Origin of the sequence: Pseudonocardia sp. UM4_GMWB1 (assembly GCF_017312155.1) — a bacterium.
GTDB classification, from domain to species: Bacteria; Actinomycetota; Actinomycetes; order Mycobacteriales; family Pseudonocardiaceae; genus Pseudonocardia; species Pseudonocardia alni.
Genome location: NZ_QJPN01000001.1, coordinates 1,583,706 through 1,599,029 on the forward strand (window position 1 = coordinate 1,583,706; position 15,324 = coordinate 1,599,029).

The 15,324-nt window shown below is 74.6% G+C and carries 12 protein-coding genes; 4 read left to right on the top strand and 8 right to left on the bottom strand.

The features are described from left to right. Positions 1-111 precede the first annotated feature (111 nt). Positions 112-2,238 (top strand): PhoX family protein, encoded by a 2,127-nt coding sequence (locus DMP15_RS07710; protein WP_073578541.1) that lies wholly within the window; start codon positions 112-114, stop codon positions 2,236-2,238. A gap of 46 nt (positions 2,239-2,284) precedes the next feature. Here DMP15_RS07710 and DMP15_RS07715 read toward each other — a convergent pair whose 3' ends face one another. Beyond that, entirely contained in the window at positions 2,285-3,067 is a 783-nt protein-coding gene (locus DMP15_RS07715) for a hypothetical protein (protein WP_208622971.1), read from the bottom strand. Positions 3,068-3,348: 281 nt separating this feature from the next. Here DMP15_RS07715 and DMP15_RS07720 point away from each other — a divergent pair, with 281 nt between their 5' ends. Continuing rightward, complete coding sequence (locus DMP15_RS07720) at positions 3,349-4,692, top strand: MFS transporter (protein ID WP_073578540.1); 1,344 nt, start codon at positions 3,349-3,351, stop codon at positions 4,690-4,692. 44 nt (positions 4,693-4,736) lie between these two features. Here DMP15_RS07720 and DMP15_RS07725 read toward each other — a convergent pair whose 3' ends face one another. From DMP15_RS07725 to DMP15_RS07750, 6 genes are all read right to left on the bottom strand, one after another. Further along, on the bottom strand, positions 4,737-5,021 hold the full coding sequence (locus DMP15_RS07725; RefSeq protein ID WP_073578539.1) for a hypothetical protein: 285 nt from the start codon (positions 5,019-5,021) through the stop codon (positions 4,737-4,739). Between the two features lie 389 nt (positions 5,022-5,410). Continuing rightward, the gene (locus tag DMP15_RS07730; RefSeq protein WP_073578538.1) at positions 5,411-7,456 is read right to left on the bottom strand and encodes an NAD(+) synthase; all 2,046 of its coding nucleotides are present in this window, start codon (positions 7,454-7,456) and stop codon (positions 5,411-5,413) included. 24 nt (positions 7,457-7,480) lie between these two features. After that, a complete protein-coding gene (locus DMP15_RS07735) occupies positions 7,481-7,753 on the bottom strand; it encodes a hypothetical protein (RefSeq protein WP_073578537.1) in 273 nt (90 codons plus the stop codon). Positions 7,754-7,766: 13 nt separating this feature from the next. Continuing rightward, positions 7,767-8,954 (bottom strand): alpha/beta hydrolase, encoded by a 1,188-nt coding sequence (locus DMP15_RS07740; protein ID WP_083659173.1) that lies wholly within the window; start codon positions 8,952-8,954, stop codon positions 7,767-7,769. 25 nt (positions 8,955-8,979) lie between these two features. Further along, entirely contained in the window at positions 8,980-10,677 is a 1,698-nt protein-coding gene (locus DMP15_RS07745) for a GNAT family N-acetyltransferase (RefSeq protein WP_073578599.1), read from the bottom strand. A 109-nt stretch (positions 10,678-10,786) separates the two neighbouring features. Continuing rightward, positions 10,787-11,719 carry a hypothetical protein gene (locus DMP15_RS07750; protein WP_100878624.1) on the bottom strand — a complete coding sequence of 311 codons (933 nt, stop codon included), beginning with the start codon at positions 11,717-11,719 and terminating at the stop codon, positions 10,787-10,789. A 296-nt stretch (positions 11,720-12,015) separates the two neighbouring features. Here DMP15_RS07750 and DMP15_RS07755 point away from each other — a divergent pair, with 296 nt between their 5' ends. After that, a complete protein-coding gene (locus DMP15_RS07755; protein ID WP_073578535.1) occupies positions 12,016-12,822 on the top strand; it encodes a DUF2382 domain-containing protein in 807 nt (268 codons plus the stop codon). Between the two features lie 81 nt (positions 12,823-12,903). Here DMP15_RS07755 and DMP15_RS07760 read toward each other — a convergent pair whose 3' ends face one another. Then, on the bottom strand, positions 12,904-13,920 hold the full coding sequence (locus DMP15_RS07760) for an alpha/beta hydrolase (RefSeq protein WP_304580233.1): 1,017 nt from the start codon (positions 13,918-13,920) through the stop codon (positions 12,904-12,906). Positions 13,921-14,149: 229 nt separating this feature from the next. Here DMP15_RS07760 and DMP15_RS07765 point away from each other — a divergent pair, with 229 nt between their 5' ends. After that, positions 14,150-15,319 carry a lipase family protein gene (locus DMP15_RS07765; protein WP_161152487.1) on the top strand — a complete coding sequence of 390 codons (1,170 nt, stop codon included), beginning with the start codon at positions 14,150-14,152 and terminating at the stop codon, positions 15,317-15,319. Positions 15,320-15,324: the final 5 nt, after the last annotated feature.

The following is a 15,324-nucleotide window of genomic DNA, read 5'->3' on the forward strand; positions in this document are numbered from 1 at the left end:
TTTCTCCTCACCCCACGGGAGAACGGGGGTGTTGGGATGCGGAGGAAACGGACGGTTCCGAACGGACCGGACCGGACCGCGTCATCCCACCACGACCCCAGGAGGACGACCGTGGCCCACAGCTGCCCCGGCGACGCCCCCCAGGCCGGCCCCCGCCGTGCCCTCCCGCTCCTCGACCGCGTTCGGCACGGACGTCAGGGCCTCACCTGCCGCTACCGGTGCGGCGACGCCTGCTCCCGGCCCGAGCCCAACCCGTCGTCGAACGCCTACTTCGGTGACGTCATGCAGGCCGTGCTCGACCGGCGCGGGATGCTCCGCGCCGGTGCGGTGATCGGCCTGGGCGCCGGGGCCGGTGTGGCCCTGGCCGGCACCGCCTCGGCGGCCGAACCCACCCCGGCCGCGCCGGCCCACCCACTCGGTGCCGACGTGGCCGCGCCGGCGCAGGCCGGGCCCCCGCGCGGGCTGCAGTACGAGACGGTCGCACCGAACCTCGACGACGCGATCCGCGTGCCGGTCGACTACGCGAGCAACGTCGTGATCCGTTGGGGCGACCCGATGTTCCCGGACGCGCCGGAGTTCGACTTCGAGAACCAGACCGCCGCCGCGCAGGCCCGCCAGTTCGGCTACAACAACGACTTCTGCGGGATCCTGCCGATCGACGGCCCCGGCCGCCGCTACGTCATGTTCTCCAATCACGAGTACACGCTCGAGCCGCTGATGTTCCGCGGGTACGACGAGGACGCCCCCACCCCCGAGCAGATCCGGATCGGCATGGCGGCGCACGGCGGCGGCGTCGTCGAGGTGACCCGCGACCTGCGCTCCGGCGAGCTGCGCTACGACCGCGACGGGAAGCTCAACCGGCGCATCACCGCCGACACCGAGATGGTGCTCGACGGCCCGGCCGCCGGAGCCGAGGTGCTGCGCACGAAGGCCGACCCGACCGGGCGCAGCGTGAAGGGCATGATCGGCAACTGCGCCGGTGGCACCACCCCGTGGGGCACCTTCCTGTCCGGCGAGGAGAACTTCGACGGCTACTTCGCCTCCGGTCCGGTCACCGACGAGCGCGCGAAGCGCTACGGCTTCTCCGAGGGCGCCTCGGAGCGCCGGTGGGAGCGCGTCGACCCGCGCTGGGACCTCGCGCAGGAGCCGAACGAGGCCAACCGGTTCGGCTACATCGTCGAGATCGACCCGCACGACCCGCGCTCGAAGCCGGTCAAGCACACCGCGCTCGGCCGCTTCAAGCACGAGGGCGCCACCGTCGCGCTCACCCGTGACGGGCGCCCCGTCGTCTACATGGGCGACGACGAGCGCTTCGACTACGTCTACAAGTTCGTGTCGGACAAGCGGATGCGCCGTGGTCACAGCCGGGCCGCCCGCGAGCACAACGCCACCCTGCTGTCGTCGGGCACGCTCTACGTCGCGACGTTCACCGGGGACAGCCCGGCCGCGGAGATCACCGGCACCGGGGCGCTGCCGCGCGACGGCCGCTTCGACGGCTCCGGGCAGTGGAAGCCGCTGGCGTCGACCACGAAGTCCTACGTGGACGGCATGAGCGTCGCCGACGTCTTCGTGTTCACCCGGCTCGCCGCGGACAAGGTCGGCGCGACGAAGATGGACCGCCCGGAGGACGTGGAGCCCAACCCGCGCACCGGGAAGGTCTACATCGCCTGCACCAACAACTCCGACCGCGGCAAGGCGGGCGCCAAGGCCGGTCCGGACGAGGCGAACCCGCGCAACGCCAACCAGCACGGCCACGTCATCGAGCTCACCGAGACGCGCGACGACCCGGCGGCGACGACGTTCGCCTGGAACATCCTGCTGGTCTGCGGGAACCCCGACGACCCGTCGACCTACTTCGGCGGGTTCGACAAGTCCCAGGTCAGCCCGATCACCTCGCCGGACAACGTGGCGTTCGACCCCTACGGCAACCTGTGGGTCTCGACCGACTCCAGCCAGGCGCTGGAGATCAACGACGGCCTCTACGGCGTCGTGCTGGAGGGGCCGCAGCGCGGCTCGACCCGGCTGTTCGCCAGCGTCCCGGTCGGCTCGGAGTGCTGCGGGCCGGTCGTCACCGAGAACTTCGTGCTGGTCTCGGTGCAGCACCCGGGCGACGTCGACGACGCGTCACCGGAGCAGCCCGCGTCGCACTGGCCCGACGGCGGCGCCGCGCAGCCGCGTCCGGCCGTCGCCGCGATCCGGCACCTGAAGGACGGACGCCCGGCGAAGATCGGCGTCTGAGGCCACCGCCGCCCGGTCCGTGCTCCGCCGCGGACCGGGCGGCGGGTCAGGCGCAGCGGCCGAGGTCCGGCTCGCCGGACCCGGCGCGCTTGTCGAACGAGATGTGCACGTGGTCGTAGTGGTTCGCGGTGTCGCCGCCGCGGTCCTCCATCGTCGACCACCCGGAGCCGTCGTTCATCCGCTGCTCCCAGATCACGTACTTCACGCCCAGCTCGTCGGCGTTGGCCAGGGCGCAGTCGGCGATCCGGTCGCCCTTCTGCCCGCGCACCATGATGTCCAGTGCGTGCCCGGTGGGGTGGTCGGAGGCGTTCTCGCGCTGCGCGACGCCGATCAGGTCGGTCTCGCCGTAGGCGCAGCCGAGGAACTCCGCGGCGTCGGACACCCAGGTCTTGACCCGGCCCAGGTCGTCGAGGTCGAGCCCGCACGACGGATCGCCCAGCCCGCGGGCGGCGAGCTCGGCGGCGGCCCTGGCCTGCTCGGCGGCCTCCTGCGCCAGGTCCTGGGCCTTGCGGGCCGCGGCGAGGCTCGCGTCCGCGGCCGGGTCGAGCAGGCCCGCGTCGCGGACGATCTCGGCGCCGAGGACGGGTGTGTCCCGCAGTCCCTCGGCGGCGGCCGCGGCCTCGGCGAACGGCGCGCCGGGGGTGTCACCGTCCCGGCCGTCGGACACGTCCTGTGCGGCCAGGCGCAGGTCGGCCTCGGCCGGTCCGACGCCGAGCCCGGTCACGGGCGTGACGACGGCGAGCGTGCCGCTCGCGACGGCGGCCGCGGTGGCGACGTGACGCAGCCCGGGCCGCAGCCCGGCCTGCGCCCGATGTCGGTGTCGGGGCACGACGGTCTCTCCTCCGGCACGCGGACCGGCCGGGCTGCGGGGGAGCGTCGGGATCGGGGGATCCCGGCCCGTCGGGGGGTACCGGACCGCGTGTTCAGTGATCGGACGGTAGCGAATGTCCCGTGATGTCCGATCTTCGCGGGCCGTTCGTGGCGGCGACCGCACCCGGCCGTGCGACGAGTGGCACGGATCGGGCACCCCGCACGTCTTTACCCGACCGGACGTTCGGTGCAAAAGTGGCGCGGTCCGGGACACCGCCGCCCCGGGTCAGGGGAGGACGCATGACCGAGCAGCAGGCCGGGCCCGGCGCGGGCCCGACGAGCGCCGCCGACACGACCGGCTCCGCGCCCGCGCAGGTGCGCCGGGTCGCCGCGACGAGCGCGATCGGCACGACGATCGAGTGGTACGACTTCTTCATCTACGCCACGGCCGCGGCCCTGGTGTTCAATAGCCAGTTCTTCACCACGATGTCCGCGGCCTCGGGCACCCTGGCCGCGTTCGCGACCCTCGGGGTCGGGCTGGTGGCGCGTCCGCTCGGCGGCATTGTGTGGGGGCACTTCGGCGACCGCCTCGGCCGCAAGAAGATGCTGGTCCTCTCGCTGCTGCTGATGGGCGTGGCCACCGTCGGCGTCGGCCTGCTGCCCACCTACGGCCAGATCGGCGTCGCGGCCCCGGTGCTGCTCGTCGTGCTGCGCCTGCTGCAGGGTCTCTCGGCCGGCGGTGAGTGGGGCGGCGCAGCGCTGATGGCGGTCGAGCACGCCCCGCCCGGCAGGCGCGGACGCTACGGCTCGTTCCCGCAGATCGGGGTGCCCGCCGGGCTGATCCTGGCCCAGCTGGTGTTCCTCGTCGTGTCCAACCTGACCACCCCCGAGCAGTTCGCCGCGTGGGGCTGGCGGATCCCGTTCCTGCTGTCGATCCTGCTCGTCGTCGTCGGGCTCGTGATCCGGCTGCGGGTCGAGGAGAGCCCGGTGTTCGCGATGCTGCGGCAGAACCGCGGCCGCAGCCGCGCCCCGATCCTGGAGGTGTTCCGGCACCGTCCGCGCGAGCTGGTGCTGGCCTCGGTCAGCTTCGTCGCGAACAACGCGATCGGCTACATCTTCCTGGCCTACCTGCTCTCCTACGGCACCCAGGTGCTCGAGGTCCCGCGGAACACCATGATCGTCGTCGTGATCATCGGCTCGCTGAGCTGGCTGGTCAGCATCGTCGGCGGCGCGGTCTGGTCCGACCGGGTGGGCCGCAAGCGCGCCTATCTGGTGGGCTCGGTACTGCTCGTGGTGTGGCCGGTGCCGTTCTTCCTGCTGCTCGACACCACCGGGTTCGCCGCGATGGTCGTCGCGGTCGTCGTGCTCACGGTGGGGCTGGGCCTGTCCTACGGCCCGCAGTCCGCGTTGTTCGCGGAGATGTTCGAGGCCCGCTTCCGCTACAGCGGCGCCTCGTTCTCCTACGCCGTCGGCGCCGTGCTGGGCGGTGGGTTCGCACCGCTGATCGCTGCCGCCCTGCAGCAGGGCTACGGCACGTCGATGGCGGTCGCGGCCTACATGGTCGTCGTCGCCGTGATCTCGCTGGTCGCGGTGCTGCTCATCCGGGAGACGCACCGCCCGGCCGCGCCCGCCCGGCTCTCCTGACGACGGCGGTGCCCCGGACGTGGTGTCCGGGGCACCGGAGCGGCCTAGATCGAGCGGTGCCGGCCGTTGCCGAGCGGGGCCGAGAGGTCCCGGGCCCGGCGACGCCCGGCCACGGCGCCCTCGGCGGGCCGCTCGTCGACGGTGCCGGGGCCGTCGGAGGACATCGAGCGGGCCTGCTCGGCCAGCTCGCGGGTCACGCAGGGCCAGGTGGCGCTGACTCCCGTCGCGTCCCGGCACTCACGGCAGAAGCCCTGCGCGTCGGGGGTGTGTTCCGCCAGGGTCCGCTCCAGCAGATCCGGCATCTCGGACAGGATGTTCGCGAGCGCCACGACTCACCTCCAGGTCGAATGCAGGCGACAGTAGTGGTCGGGTTCACCCGCCCCCGGCGGGGCGGGGGGCCCGTCGGCCGGTGTCCGCCGGTCCACTCAGGACCCGGCGTTCCCGCTGCTGGCGAGGGGTGTGCGGGATCGAGCCGAGGAACTCCGGCGGTCCAGTCGCCCGGTGTGACGCCGCCCCGTCGGCACAGGGCTGCCCCGTCCGCTCGGTGAACCGTGTCACCGATCGGCGACCGGTTCCGGCGACACGACGACACGCACCACCGCTGCGCCGGACGTGCGATCGGGTCACTCCTCGGCACCGCCGGAGGGCTCAGTGGGTCACCCCCGTCCGGACCCGAGGCGCTGCGGCGTCCGCGTCGCGCCCCGCGGCCGGCCCGCCCTCAGCCTGCCGGGACCTCCCGTTCGATCTCGTCGAGCCAGATCGTCGCCGACAGGTCCGAGGGGGCCCGCCAGTCCCCGCGGGGTGACAGCGCGCCGCCCGCGGACACCTTCGGGCCGTTCGGCAGCGCGGAGCGCTTGAACTGCGCGAACTGGAAGAACCGCCGCGCGAAGACCTGCAGCCAGTGCCGGATCTCGGCGGGGGAGTAGGCGGGCCGCTCGTCGTCGGGGAACCCGGGCGGCCACTGGCCCGCGGCGGCGTCGGACCAGGCGTGCCCGGCCAGGAACGCGATCTTCGACGGCCGGAAGCCGTGCCGCAGCGTGTACCAGAGCGTGAAGTCCTGCAGCGCGTACGGACCGACGGTGGCCTGGCTGGACTGCACCTCGGTCGTCCCGTCCGAGGGCACCAGCTCCGGGGTGATCTCGGTGTCGAGCACCGAGCGCAGCACCGCCGACACCCCGGGCGGGAACTGCTCGGAGGAGACCACCCAGCGGATGAGGTGCTGCATCAGCGTCTTCGGGACGCCGCCGTTGACGTTGTAGTGCGACATCTGGTCGCCGACGCCGTAGGTGGACCAGCCGAGCGCGATCTCCGACAGGTCCCCGGTGCCGAGCACGATCCCGCCGCGCTGGTTCGCCAGCCGGAACAGGTAGTCGGTGCGCAGCCCGGCCTGGACGTTCTCGAAGGTGACGTCGTAGACGGGCTCGCCCCGGCCGAAGGGGTGGTCGATCTCCGACAGCATCGTCCGCGCGGTGCCGGTGATGTCGATCGTGGCGAAGGTGACGCCGAGGGCCTCGGACAGCGCGACGGCGTTGTTGCGGGTGTGGTCGGAGGTGGCGAAGCCGGGCATGGTGAAGGCGAGGATGTCGGTACGCGGGCGGCCGAGACGGTCCATCGCCCGCGCCGCGACGATCAGGGCGTGGGTGGAGTCGAGCCCGCCGGACACGCCGATCACGACCTTCGGCTGGCCGATCGCCCGCAGCCGCTGCTCCAGCCCGGCGACCTGGATCGAGTAGGCCTCGAAGCAGTCCTGCTCCAGGCGCGCCGGGTCGGCGGGCACGAACGGGAAACGCTCCACGGTGCGGCGCAGGCCGATGTCGTGGCCGGGCGGGTCGAGCCGGAACGCCACCGTGCGGAAGGCGTCGGTGCGGGCGGCGTGGGTGCGACGGTTGTCGTCGAAGGTGCCCTGGCGGCGGCGCTCGCCGGCGATCAGGTCCAGGTCGACGTCGGCGACCGCGTGCCGCGCGCCCTGCGGGAAGCGCCCGGACTCCGCGAGCAGCACACCGTTCTCGTAGATCATGGTCTGGCCGTCCCACGAGACGTCCGTGGTCGACTCGCCCTCACCCGCGGCGGCGTAGACGTAGGCGGCCAGGCAGCGCGCCGACGCCGAGCGCGACAGCAGGTGCCGGGTGTCGGCCCGGCCGACCGTGATCGGTGAGCCGGACAGGTTCGCCAGCACCGTCGCCCCGGCCAGCGCCGCCTCCGCCGACGGCGGGATCGGCACCCAGTAGTCCTCGCAGACCTCGGCGTGGAGCACGAAGCCGGGCAGGTCCTCGGCGGCGAAGAGCAGGTCCGTACCGAAGGGGACGTCGGTGGCGCCGAGCCGGATCGAGGCGCCGCGGACGTCGTCCCCGGGGGCGGTCTGGCGACGCTCGTAGAACTCGCGGTAGGTCGGCAGGTAGGACTTCGGGGCGACGCCCAGGATCCGGCCCCGGTGGATCACGATCGCGCAGTTGTAGAGGCGGTGGCGGTACCGCAGCGGTGCCCCGACCACGAGGACCGGCAGCAGGTCCGCGGTCGCCTCGACGAGGGAGAGCAGTCCGGTCTCGACGGTCTCCAGCAGCGTGTCCTGCATCAGGACGTCCTCGATGGAGTAGCCCGAGAGCGTCAGCTCGGGGAACACCACCAGCCCGACGCCGTCGTCGGCGCAGGTCCGGGCGGTCTCCAGCACGGCGGCGACGTTCGCGGCCGGGTCGGCCATCGTGGTGTGCAGGGTCGCCGCGGCGGTGCGCAGGAAGTGGTGGCGGTAGACGGAGCGGAAGTCCACGCCGTCATTCTGACCGGTGGGTGCTCAGCTCCGCCGACCCGCCAGCATCCGCGCCGCCGCGCAGGCGACCCCGGTGGCGACGAGCAGCCCGAGCAGCACCGCCCAGCCCGCCCCGACCGACCCGCCGGCCAGCACTACCCCGAGCGAGCCCAGCCACGCCAGCGGCACCAGCAGCCACAGCGCCAGGCCGTGCAGCACCTTCGGGATCTCCCCGACGCCGGCCGCGATCACGATCCACACCACCCCGGCGAGCAGCCCGCCGACGAGCAGCAGGGTGCCGACTCCCTCCCAGACCACGTGTGTCTCCTTCCTAGGGGTCGGGCACCGGCAGCACACGCTGCGGCACACCGGGCCCGTCGTCGATCGTGACACCCGCCGGCGTCGCGGGCGGGACCAGCGGCCCCAGCAGGTGCGCACCCAGCCAGTCCACCAGGTCCGGCAGCTGCGCGCGGACGGCGTTCTGGTTGTGTCCGCCACCCGGGTAGAGCCGGGTGTCGACGGTCACCGGTGGCGCGGCGGCCGCGCGGATCCGGTCCGCGGCGGCCCGCTCCTCGGGCTCGTCGGTGCCCGCGGTGACCAGCATCGCCAGGGGCGCGGGCCGCTCGCCCAGCAGCGCGACGACGTCGTTGGCCGCGGCCAGGTCGGGCCGCCCGGCGAACAGATCCCCGGTGACGACGTCGTCGGGGGTGCGGTCGTAGCCGCTCTGGCTGACCGCGAGCGCGTAGGTGCGCGGGTGGCGCAGCGCCAGGTTCATCGCGCAGTAGCCGCCCGAGGACCAGCCGGCCAGCGCCCAGGCGCCGCGGTCGGGCCGCACCCGCAGGTGCCGGGTCGTCCAGTCGACGAGGTCGGTGGTCAGGTAGGTGTCGTCGGCCGCGCCGTGCTGGGCGTCGACGCACTCCTGGTCGTGGCCGAACCGGGGTTCGCCGTTGATGTCGGGGACCACCAGCACGACCGGCGGGATGCGGTGCGCGGCGATCGCGGCGTCGAGCACGTCGGGCACCGTGAACAGCGCGGCCACCTCGCGGGGCTCACCGGGGAACCCGGGCAGCCACTCGACGACCGGGAAGCGGGCCCGCGGGTGCTCGGTGTAGCCGGGCGGGAGGTAGACGTCGGCGTCGCGGTCGATGCCGGACACGGCCCCGTGCAGGGTCATGTGCAGCGTGGAGCCCAGCCCCTGCGCCGAGCGGGCGGCGACCAGCGGCATCGCCGCGTCGAGGCCCGCACCGTCCGGGCCGATGTCGGCGACCGAGCCCTCGCCGGGGTCGGGGGAGGACCCGATCAGCGAGCCGACGGTGGGGAAGAAGCCGCCGAGCAGGTTCGCCCCGGCCGCGGCGGCCGCGAGCACGGCCACGGCCGAGACGACCACGAGCAGCGTCCGGGCCACCCGGCGCAGCCGGTGCCACACCCCACCGGTGAGGGCGAGCAGCAGCACCGCCGCCACCGTCGGCACGACCACCGCGGCGACGACGTCGAGGCGCAGCTCGGAGGCGTGGATCACGGCGCCGCCCCCGCGCGGACCCGGCTCACCGGCGCAGCAGCCGCAGCAGCGCCGGCGGGCGGCCGCCGAAGCCCTCGGCCTCGAGTACGACGAACAGCACCCGCGGCAGGTCGCGGACGGCGGGGAACAGCACGTAGCGCGGGTACCAGCTCGGGCGGAACTTCGCGTTGAACCGGTAGAGCGAGTCGATCTGCCACCAACGCGACGCGATCCGCAGTACCCGGGCCCAGCCGCGGGCGACCGGTCCGGCGCCGATCCGCTCGCCGCGCTCCAGGGCGGAGCGGAACATCGCGAAGTTCAGCGACACCCGCTTCACACCATGGTCCTTCGCGGCCGCCATCAGCTCGGCGATCATCAGCTCGTTGACGCCGTTGTCGGCGTCGGCGTCGCGGACCATGAGGTCCAGCGAGAGCCCGTCGCGGCCCCAGGGGACCAGCTGCAGCATCCCGGACGGCTCGCCGTCCCGGAGCGCGGTGACGATCACCGCGTCCGGGTCGGAGGGGTCCGCGACCCGCGAGGACGCCATCGAGAATCCGCGCTCGTCCTCGGCGCCGCGCCAGCGGTGCGCGCGCTCGGCGACCCGCATCCGTGCGGTCTCGTCGAGGTCCCGCAGCCGCGTCACCTCGACGGTGTGCCCGCTGCGCTGCATCCGGTTGACGGTCTGGCGGACCCCGCGCATGGGGCGTCCGTCCAGGCTGAACGACGCCGTCTCCAGTACCGCCTCGTCGCCGAGCTCGAGGGCGTCGAGACCGGCCTTGGACCAGGCGGTCGCGCCGCGCTCGGAACAGCCCAGCACCGCGGGCGACCAGCCGTAGCGGGTGCAGATGCCGAGGAAGGCCTCGATCGCGCCGGGCCAGGCGCCGACGTCGCCGACGGGGTCGCCCGAGGCCAGCGCGACCCCGGCGAGGACCCGGTAGGACACCGCGGACTTGCCGCCGTGGGCGAACACCGCGGCCTTGTCACGGCGCAGGGCGAAGTACCCCAGCGAGTCGCCGTCGCGCTGGTCGAGCAGGGCGCGCAGGCGCTGCTCGTCGTCGGGGTCGAGCGACGGGCGCGGCTCCGGCGAGCGCAGCAGGTGGTACCCGGCGACGACGAGCGCGACCACCCCGAAGGTCAGCCCGATCGCCGAGGTCAGGTCGTCGAGCCACACGGCGCGCTGCTCGAACTCGACCGGTCCGGTCACCCCGATCAGCGACAGCGCCGCGTGCGCGGCCTGCGCGGCGATCGACGGGTCGCCGACGAGCCGGCGCGGGTTGAGCGCGAGCAGCACCCAGACGATGAGGAAGCCGGACAGCCCGAACTGCAGCAGCGACCGGACCGACCGGCCGAGCCCTCCCGGGTCCTGCCGGGCGACGAAGTAGCGGCGCGTCGCGATCAGCGCCGCCAGCAGCGCGACGACCAGCACCGCGGGCCCGATGCCGCGCCGCTGGTCCAGCACGTGCAGCAGGTTGACCACGACGAGGAACGTCGTCGTCGCGGTCGCCACCCACCAGGCGCGCTTCTTGCGCCGGCGCAGCCCGGTGGCCAGCAGCAGCAGGCCGACCCCGGCGAGCGCGGTCACGACCAGCGACGCCAGGCCCAGACCCGCGGGCAGGCCCAGGGTGCTGCGCAGCTCGCTCCCGATGACCCGGCGGGGCGCGGGCAGCACCGCCGCGACGACGGTCAGCGCACCGACGATCCGGGCCGCCCAGACCACGGCGCGGACGACGGCGGCCTCGGACAACCGTCGTCTGCGGGCCTCCGGGTCCGGCGCCGGGGCCGCTCCGCGCGTGCGGACGTCCCCGTGCTCGTCCCGGTGCTCGTCCCCGGTGGTCCCGGGCGGGCCGGAGCCCTCAGAGCCCGTCACGCGTTCCTCCTGTCGATCCCGTCGCCGGTGGCGGACCACCGGCGACGCCCGAGCGGGCCACCGGACCCGGCAGCCGGGTGCCGAGCGCGTCCAGCTCCGCGGCGACGACGTCGGCCGCCGGTGTCCCGGGCGCCGCGGTCACCGACCCCGACGCTAGCGCCGGGCCCGGCGGTGGCGCGCCCGGCACCGGGTCATCCTGCGTCGCCGCGGTGCGCACGACGACCAGGTCCAACGGATCGGGCGAACCGGACGCGGGGGCGGGGCAGCCGTCGCCGCCGGGCGGCCCGGCCGCCGTCGCGACGTCGGCGCGCTCGGCGAGCGCCCGGCCCAGCGGGCACCCGGGGCCCTCGGGCGGACCGGCGAGGGCCCACGCGGCCCGGTCGGTCCGCAGCACCGGCGAGCCGGCCGCGACGGCGGCGACGCGCAGCCGGGACACCGGCACCCGGTCGGTCCACAGCACCACCACGGCCGGCATCCGGCCCGCGGTGACCGCGGCGTCGACGGCGGCGTCGACCGCGGCCGATCCGTCCCCGGACCCGGTCCACACCAGGACGGGGTGGGCGAGGTGCTCGTCGTAGCCGGGCGGCAGGTGCGCGGGCACGTCGACGCCGTCGACGGTCAGCACGGTGTCCCTGCCGGGGCCGGTGACCGGCGGGGCGGGTGGCGCGGGCAGCCCGCCGCGGTCCGGTCCGGCGGCCAGCGAGGCGGGCGTCGGGTAGAAGCCGAACCAGGCGTTCGTCCCCACCGCGAGGGCGAGCACGACGAGCGCGACCACGGCCGGCAGCGCGGCCGCCCGCACCGCGGGCCGCCGGCGGGCCCAGTGGCGCACGAGCAGTACGAGGGTGAGCGCGGCCGTGCCCGCGACGGCGGTGACGGTGACGGCCGACCCGAGCGGGAGCAGTGCGGTCCCGGCGAGCACGTCACCACGATTCCACGCCGGTCCCGGGGACCCGGTGGCGGGATGATCCGTCCCCGTCGTCGGGAACGTCCTAGATCAAGTCCAGAACAGACTGTCCCAAACATGCCGTCCGGGGTCGCCCGCGACGGGAACGCGCTACACCCAGCGTTGTCGCACAAGCGATCCCGTGGGGCCGGGTGGATGACGGCGGTCACACGGACGACGGGGAACGCGGCGTCCGCCGCATGCCGGGGCGGTTCCGGGTCGACCCCACCGGTGTTCGACAGCATTCGTACCGAGCCACGGACGACAGCAGCATGATCACGAAGGACATGACCCGGGAGCTCATCGGTCGTCAGGTCGTCGACAACCACGGCGAGAAGGTCGGCAAGATCGGCCAGATCTACCTGGACGAGCGCAGCGGTGACCCGACCTGGGCCACGGTCAACACCGGGCTGTTCGGTACCAAGGAGAGCTTCGTGCCGCTGCAGAACGCCGACGTGCACGACCGCGACGTCGCGCTGGGCGTGGAGAAGAAGGCAGTCAAGGACTGCCCGCACGTGGGCCGCTCCGACGAGCGCCTGACCGGGTCGGAGGAGGACGAGCTCTACCGCCACTACGGCATCGGGCACGGTAACGGCAACGGCCGCACCGACGCCCGCCACGCCACCGGTGAGCGCACCGACCGCGACCGCACCGACCGCACCGACAGCACCGACCGCACCGCCCGTACCGGCGACGACGCGATGGTCCGCCACGAGGAGAACCTGCGCGTCGGCACCGAGACCGAGGAGACCGGGCGCGTCGCGCTGCGCAAGTACGTCGTGACCGAGGACCAGACCGTCACCGTCCCGGTGTCGCACGAGGAGGTCCGCCTCGAGCGCGAGCCGGTCGACGGCACCGAGGCCGAGGCCCGCCCGGGCGCCATGGGCGAGGCCGAGCACGAGGTGACCCTGCACCGCGAGCGCCCGGTCGTCGACAAGACCACCGAGGCCGTGGAGAAGGTGCGCCTCGGCACCCGCACCGTCACCGAGGACGAGAAGGTCTCCGACACCGTGCGCAAGGAGCGCGTCGAGGTCGACGACCCGCAGCACGCCCTGCCCCGCGACGAGCGCCGCAGCTGAGCGACGCACCGCGCCACCGGCGCGTCACCGGAGCCCGCACCTCGGGCCCGGTGACGCGCCGGGCCCATGTCGGGGGGCCGGTCAGGTCGCGCCGAGCAGCGCGAACGCCGTCCGTAGCGCGCCGGCGGCCTCGGCGACGGCCTGCCTCGGGCGCACCCCGATCCCGAGCGAGGTCGCGAAGCCGTGCACGAGGTCGGGGTGACGGCGCAGCGTCGCCGGCACGCCCGCCTCCCGCATGCGGGTGACCAGGTGCTCGCCCTCGTCGCGCAGCGGGTCGAACCCGGCGGTCGCGACGTAGGCGGGCGGCATCCCGGACAGGTCGCCCTCGGCGATCCGCAGCCGCGGGTCGTCGCGCATCGTCTCGGGCACGTACCAGCCGGCCATCGCCTCGATCGCCTCGCCGGTGAGCAGGAAGCCGTCGCCGAACAGCTCGCGTGAGCGGGTGTGCCCGTCGAGCTCGGTGACCGGGAAGAACGCCAGGCAGAACACCGGACGCCCGGCCGGGGCGGCGCCGTCGCGGCTGGTCTCGCGGGCCACCGTCAGCGCCAGGCTCGCCCCGGCGGAGTCCCCGCCGACCGCGATCCGGCCCGGGGCCGCCCCGAACTCCTCCGGGTGCGCCGTGACGTGCGCGAACGCGGCCAGACAGTCGTCGACGGCGGCCGGGAACGGGTGCTCGGGCGCCAGCCGGTAGTCGACCGACAGCACCCGGGCGCCGGACTCGGCGGCCAGCGTCGCGCACAGTTCGTCGTGGGTGTCCAGGTCACCGGCGACGAAACCGCCGCCGTGCACGTAGACGAGCAGTGCGCCGTCGGCGACGTCGGGTCCCGGCGGCGGCACGTACAGCCGCGCCCGCAGGTCGGCGACTGCACCGGGGACCGTGCGGTCCTCGCGGCGCACCCCCGGCTCCTCGGGCCCGGCGACGACGCGGTCGACGAACGACTGGCCCGCCCGCATCTGCTCCGGCGGCGGGACGGGCTGCGGCCGGCGCGGGGTGAGCAGCCGGAGCAGGAGCTGGATGTCGAGGTCGAGCTGCTGGCCGTCGCGACGGACGGGCGGACCGGCGATCGCCCGCTTCACCGGCGTCGGCAGGGCCAGCACACCGCGCAGAGCTCCTCGTGCGACACGTACCCGATGATCCACGGTGACCTCCCGCGTATACCCGATCTCCTGTGTCGATAGTGGCACCGGGTGCCGTTCGCTGCCGCTGTACGCGGCACGGATCACCGGGCCGCGCGCCGTCGCGGCCGTTTCGCAACCTCGGTCCCCGTTCCCGGCGGGGTGGCCGCTCGTTCAGCTCGGTGGAGATCATCTGCGGAGGGGGACGGGCATGAGGACGAGGCTGCGTGCGACGGTCGTGGCGGGGGTGGTGGCGGTCGTCGCGGCGGTGGTCGCGGTGCCGCAGGCACTGGCCTCGCCGGACGGACCGGAGCCCGACGGGGCGCCGGGCGACGTCGTGTCCGCGGAGCGGGTCCTCACGCCGACGGTGCCCGCCGCGACCGCGACCCGGATCCTCTACCGCAGCCTCGACACCGACGACCGGCCGGTCACGGTGAGCGGGATCGTCCTCACCCCGCTCGTCCCGGCGCCGGGGCCCACCCGGGTCGTCGGCTTCGCCGCGGGGACCCAGGGCCTCGCCGACCGGTGCGCGCCGTCGCGCCAGCTGCAGGCGGGCACCGAGTACGAGGCACCGGCCCTCACCGCGCTGCTGGCCGCGGGCAACACCGTGGCCGTCACCGACTACGAGGGTCTGGGCACCCCCGGCGAGCACACCTACGTCAACCGGGCCGCGCAGGCGCACGCCCTGCTGGACGTCGTGCGCGCGGCCCAGCGGGCCGGCGTCGGCGTGCCGGAGGACGCCCCGACCGCGCTCTACGGCTACTCCCAGGGCGGCGGTGCCTCGGCCGCCGCGGTCGAGCTGGCCCCCGACTACGCCCCCGAGCTGGACATCGTCGGCGCCTACGCGGGCGCGCCGCCCGCGGACCTGGCCGCGACCGGCCGAGCCCTGGAGGGCGGCGCCGCCGTCGCGCTGCTCGGCTACGCCGTCTCCGGGTTCGACGCCGCCTACCCGGATCTGGGGGTGCCGGATCTGCTCAACGACCGCGGCCGTCAGGTGATCGCCGAGCTGCGCGAGCAGTGCACCCAGGACTCCGTGCTGCGCTACCCCGGCCTGCGCTCCGAGCAGCTGTCCGCCGACGGGCGGCCGATCTCCGCCTTCCTCGACGAGGAGCCCTTCGCGAGCAGGGTCGACGAGCAGCTGATCGGACGCCGCACCCCCGAGGCGCCGGTGCTGATCGTGCACAGCGTCGCCGACGACATCGTGCCGTTCGACCAGGGCAGGGAGCTCGCCGAGCGCTGGTGCGCCCGCGGTGCCGACGTCGAGTTCCGGCCGTCGCCCGTCCCCGGGCACGTCGGCGGGTACCCCGACGGTCAGGCCCGCGCGCTGGCGTTCCTGCAGGCCCGCTTCGCCGACCTGCCGGTCACGTCGACCTGCGACTGACGGGT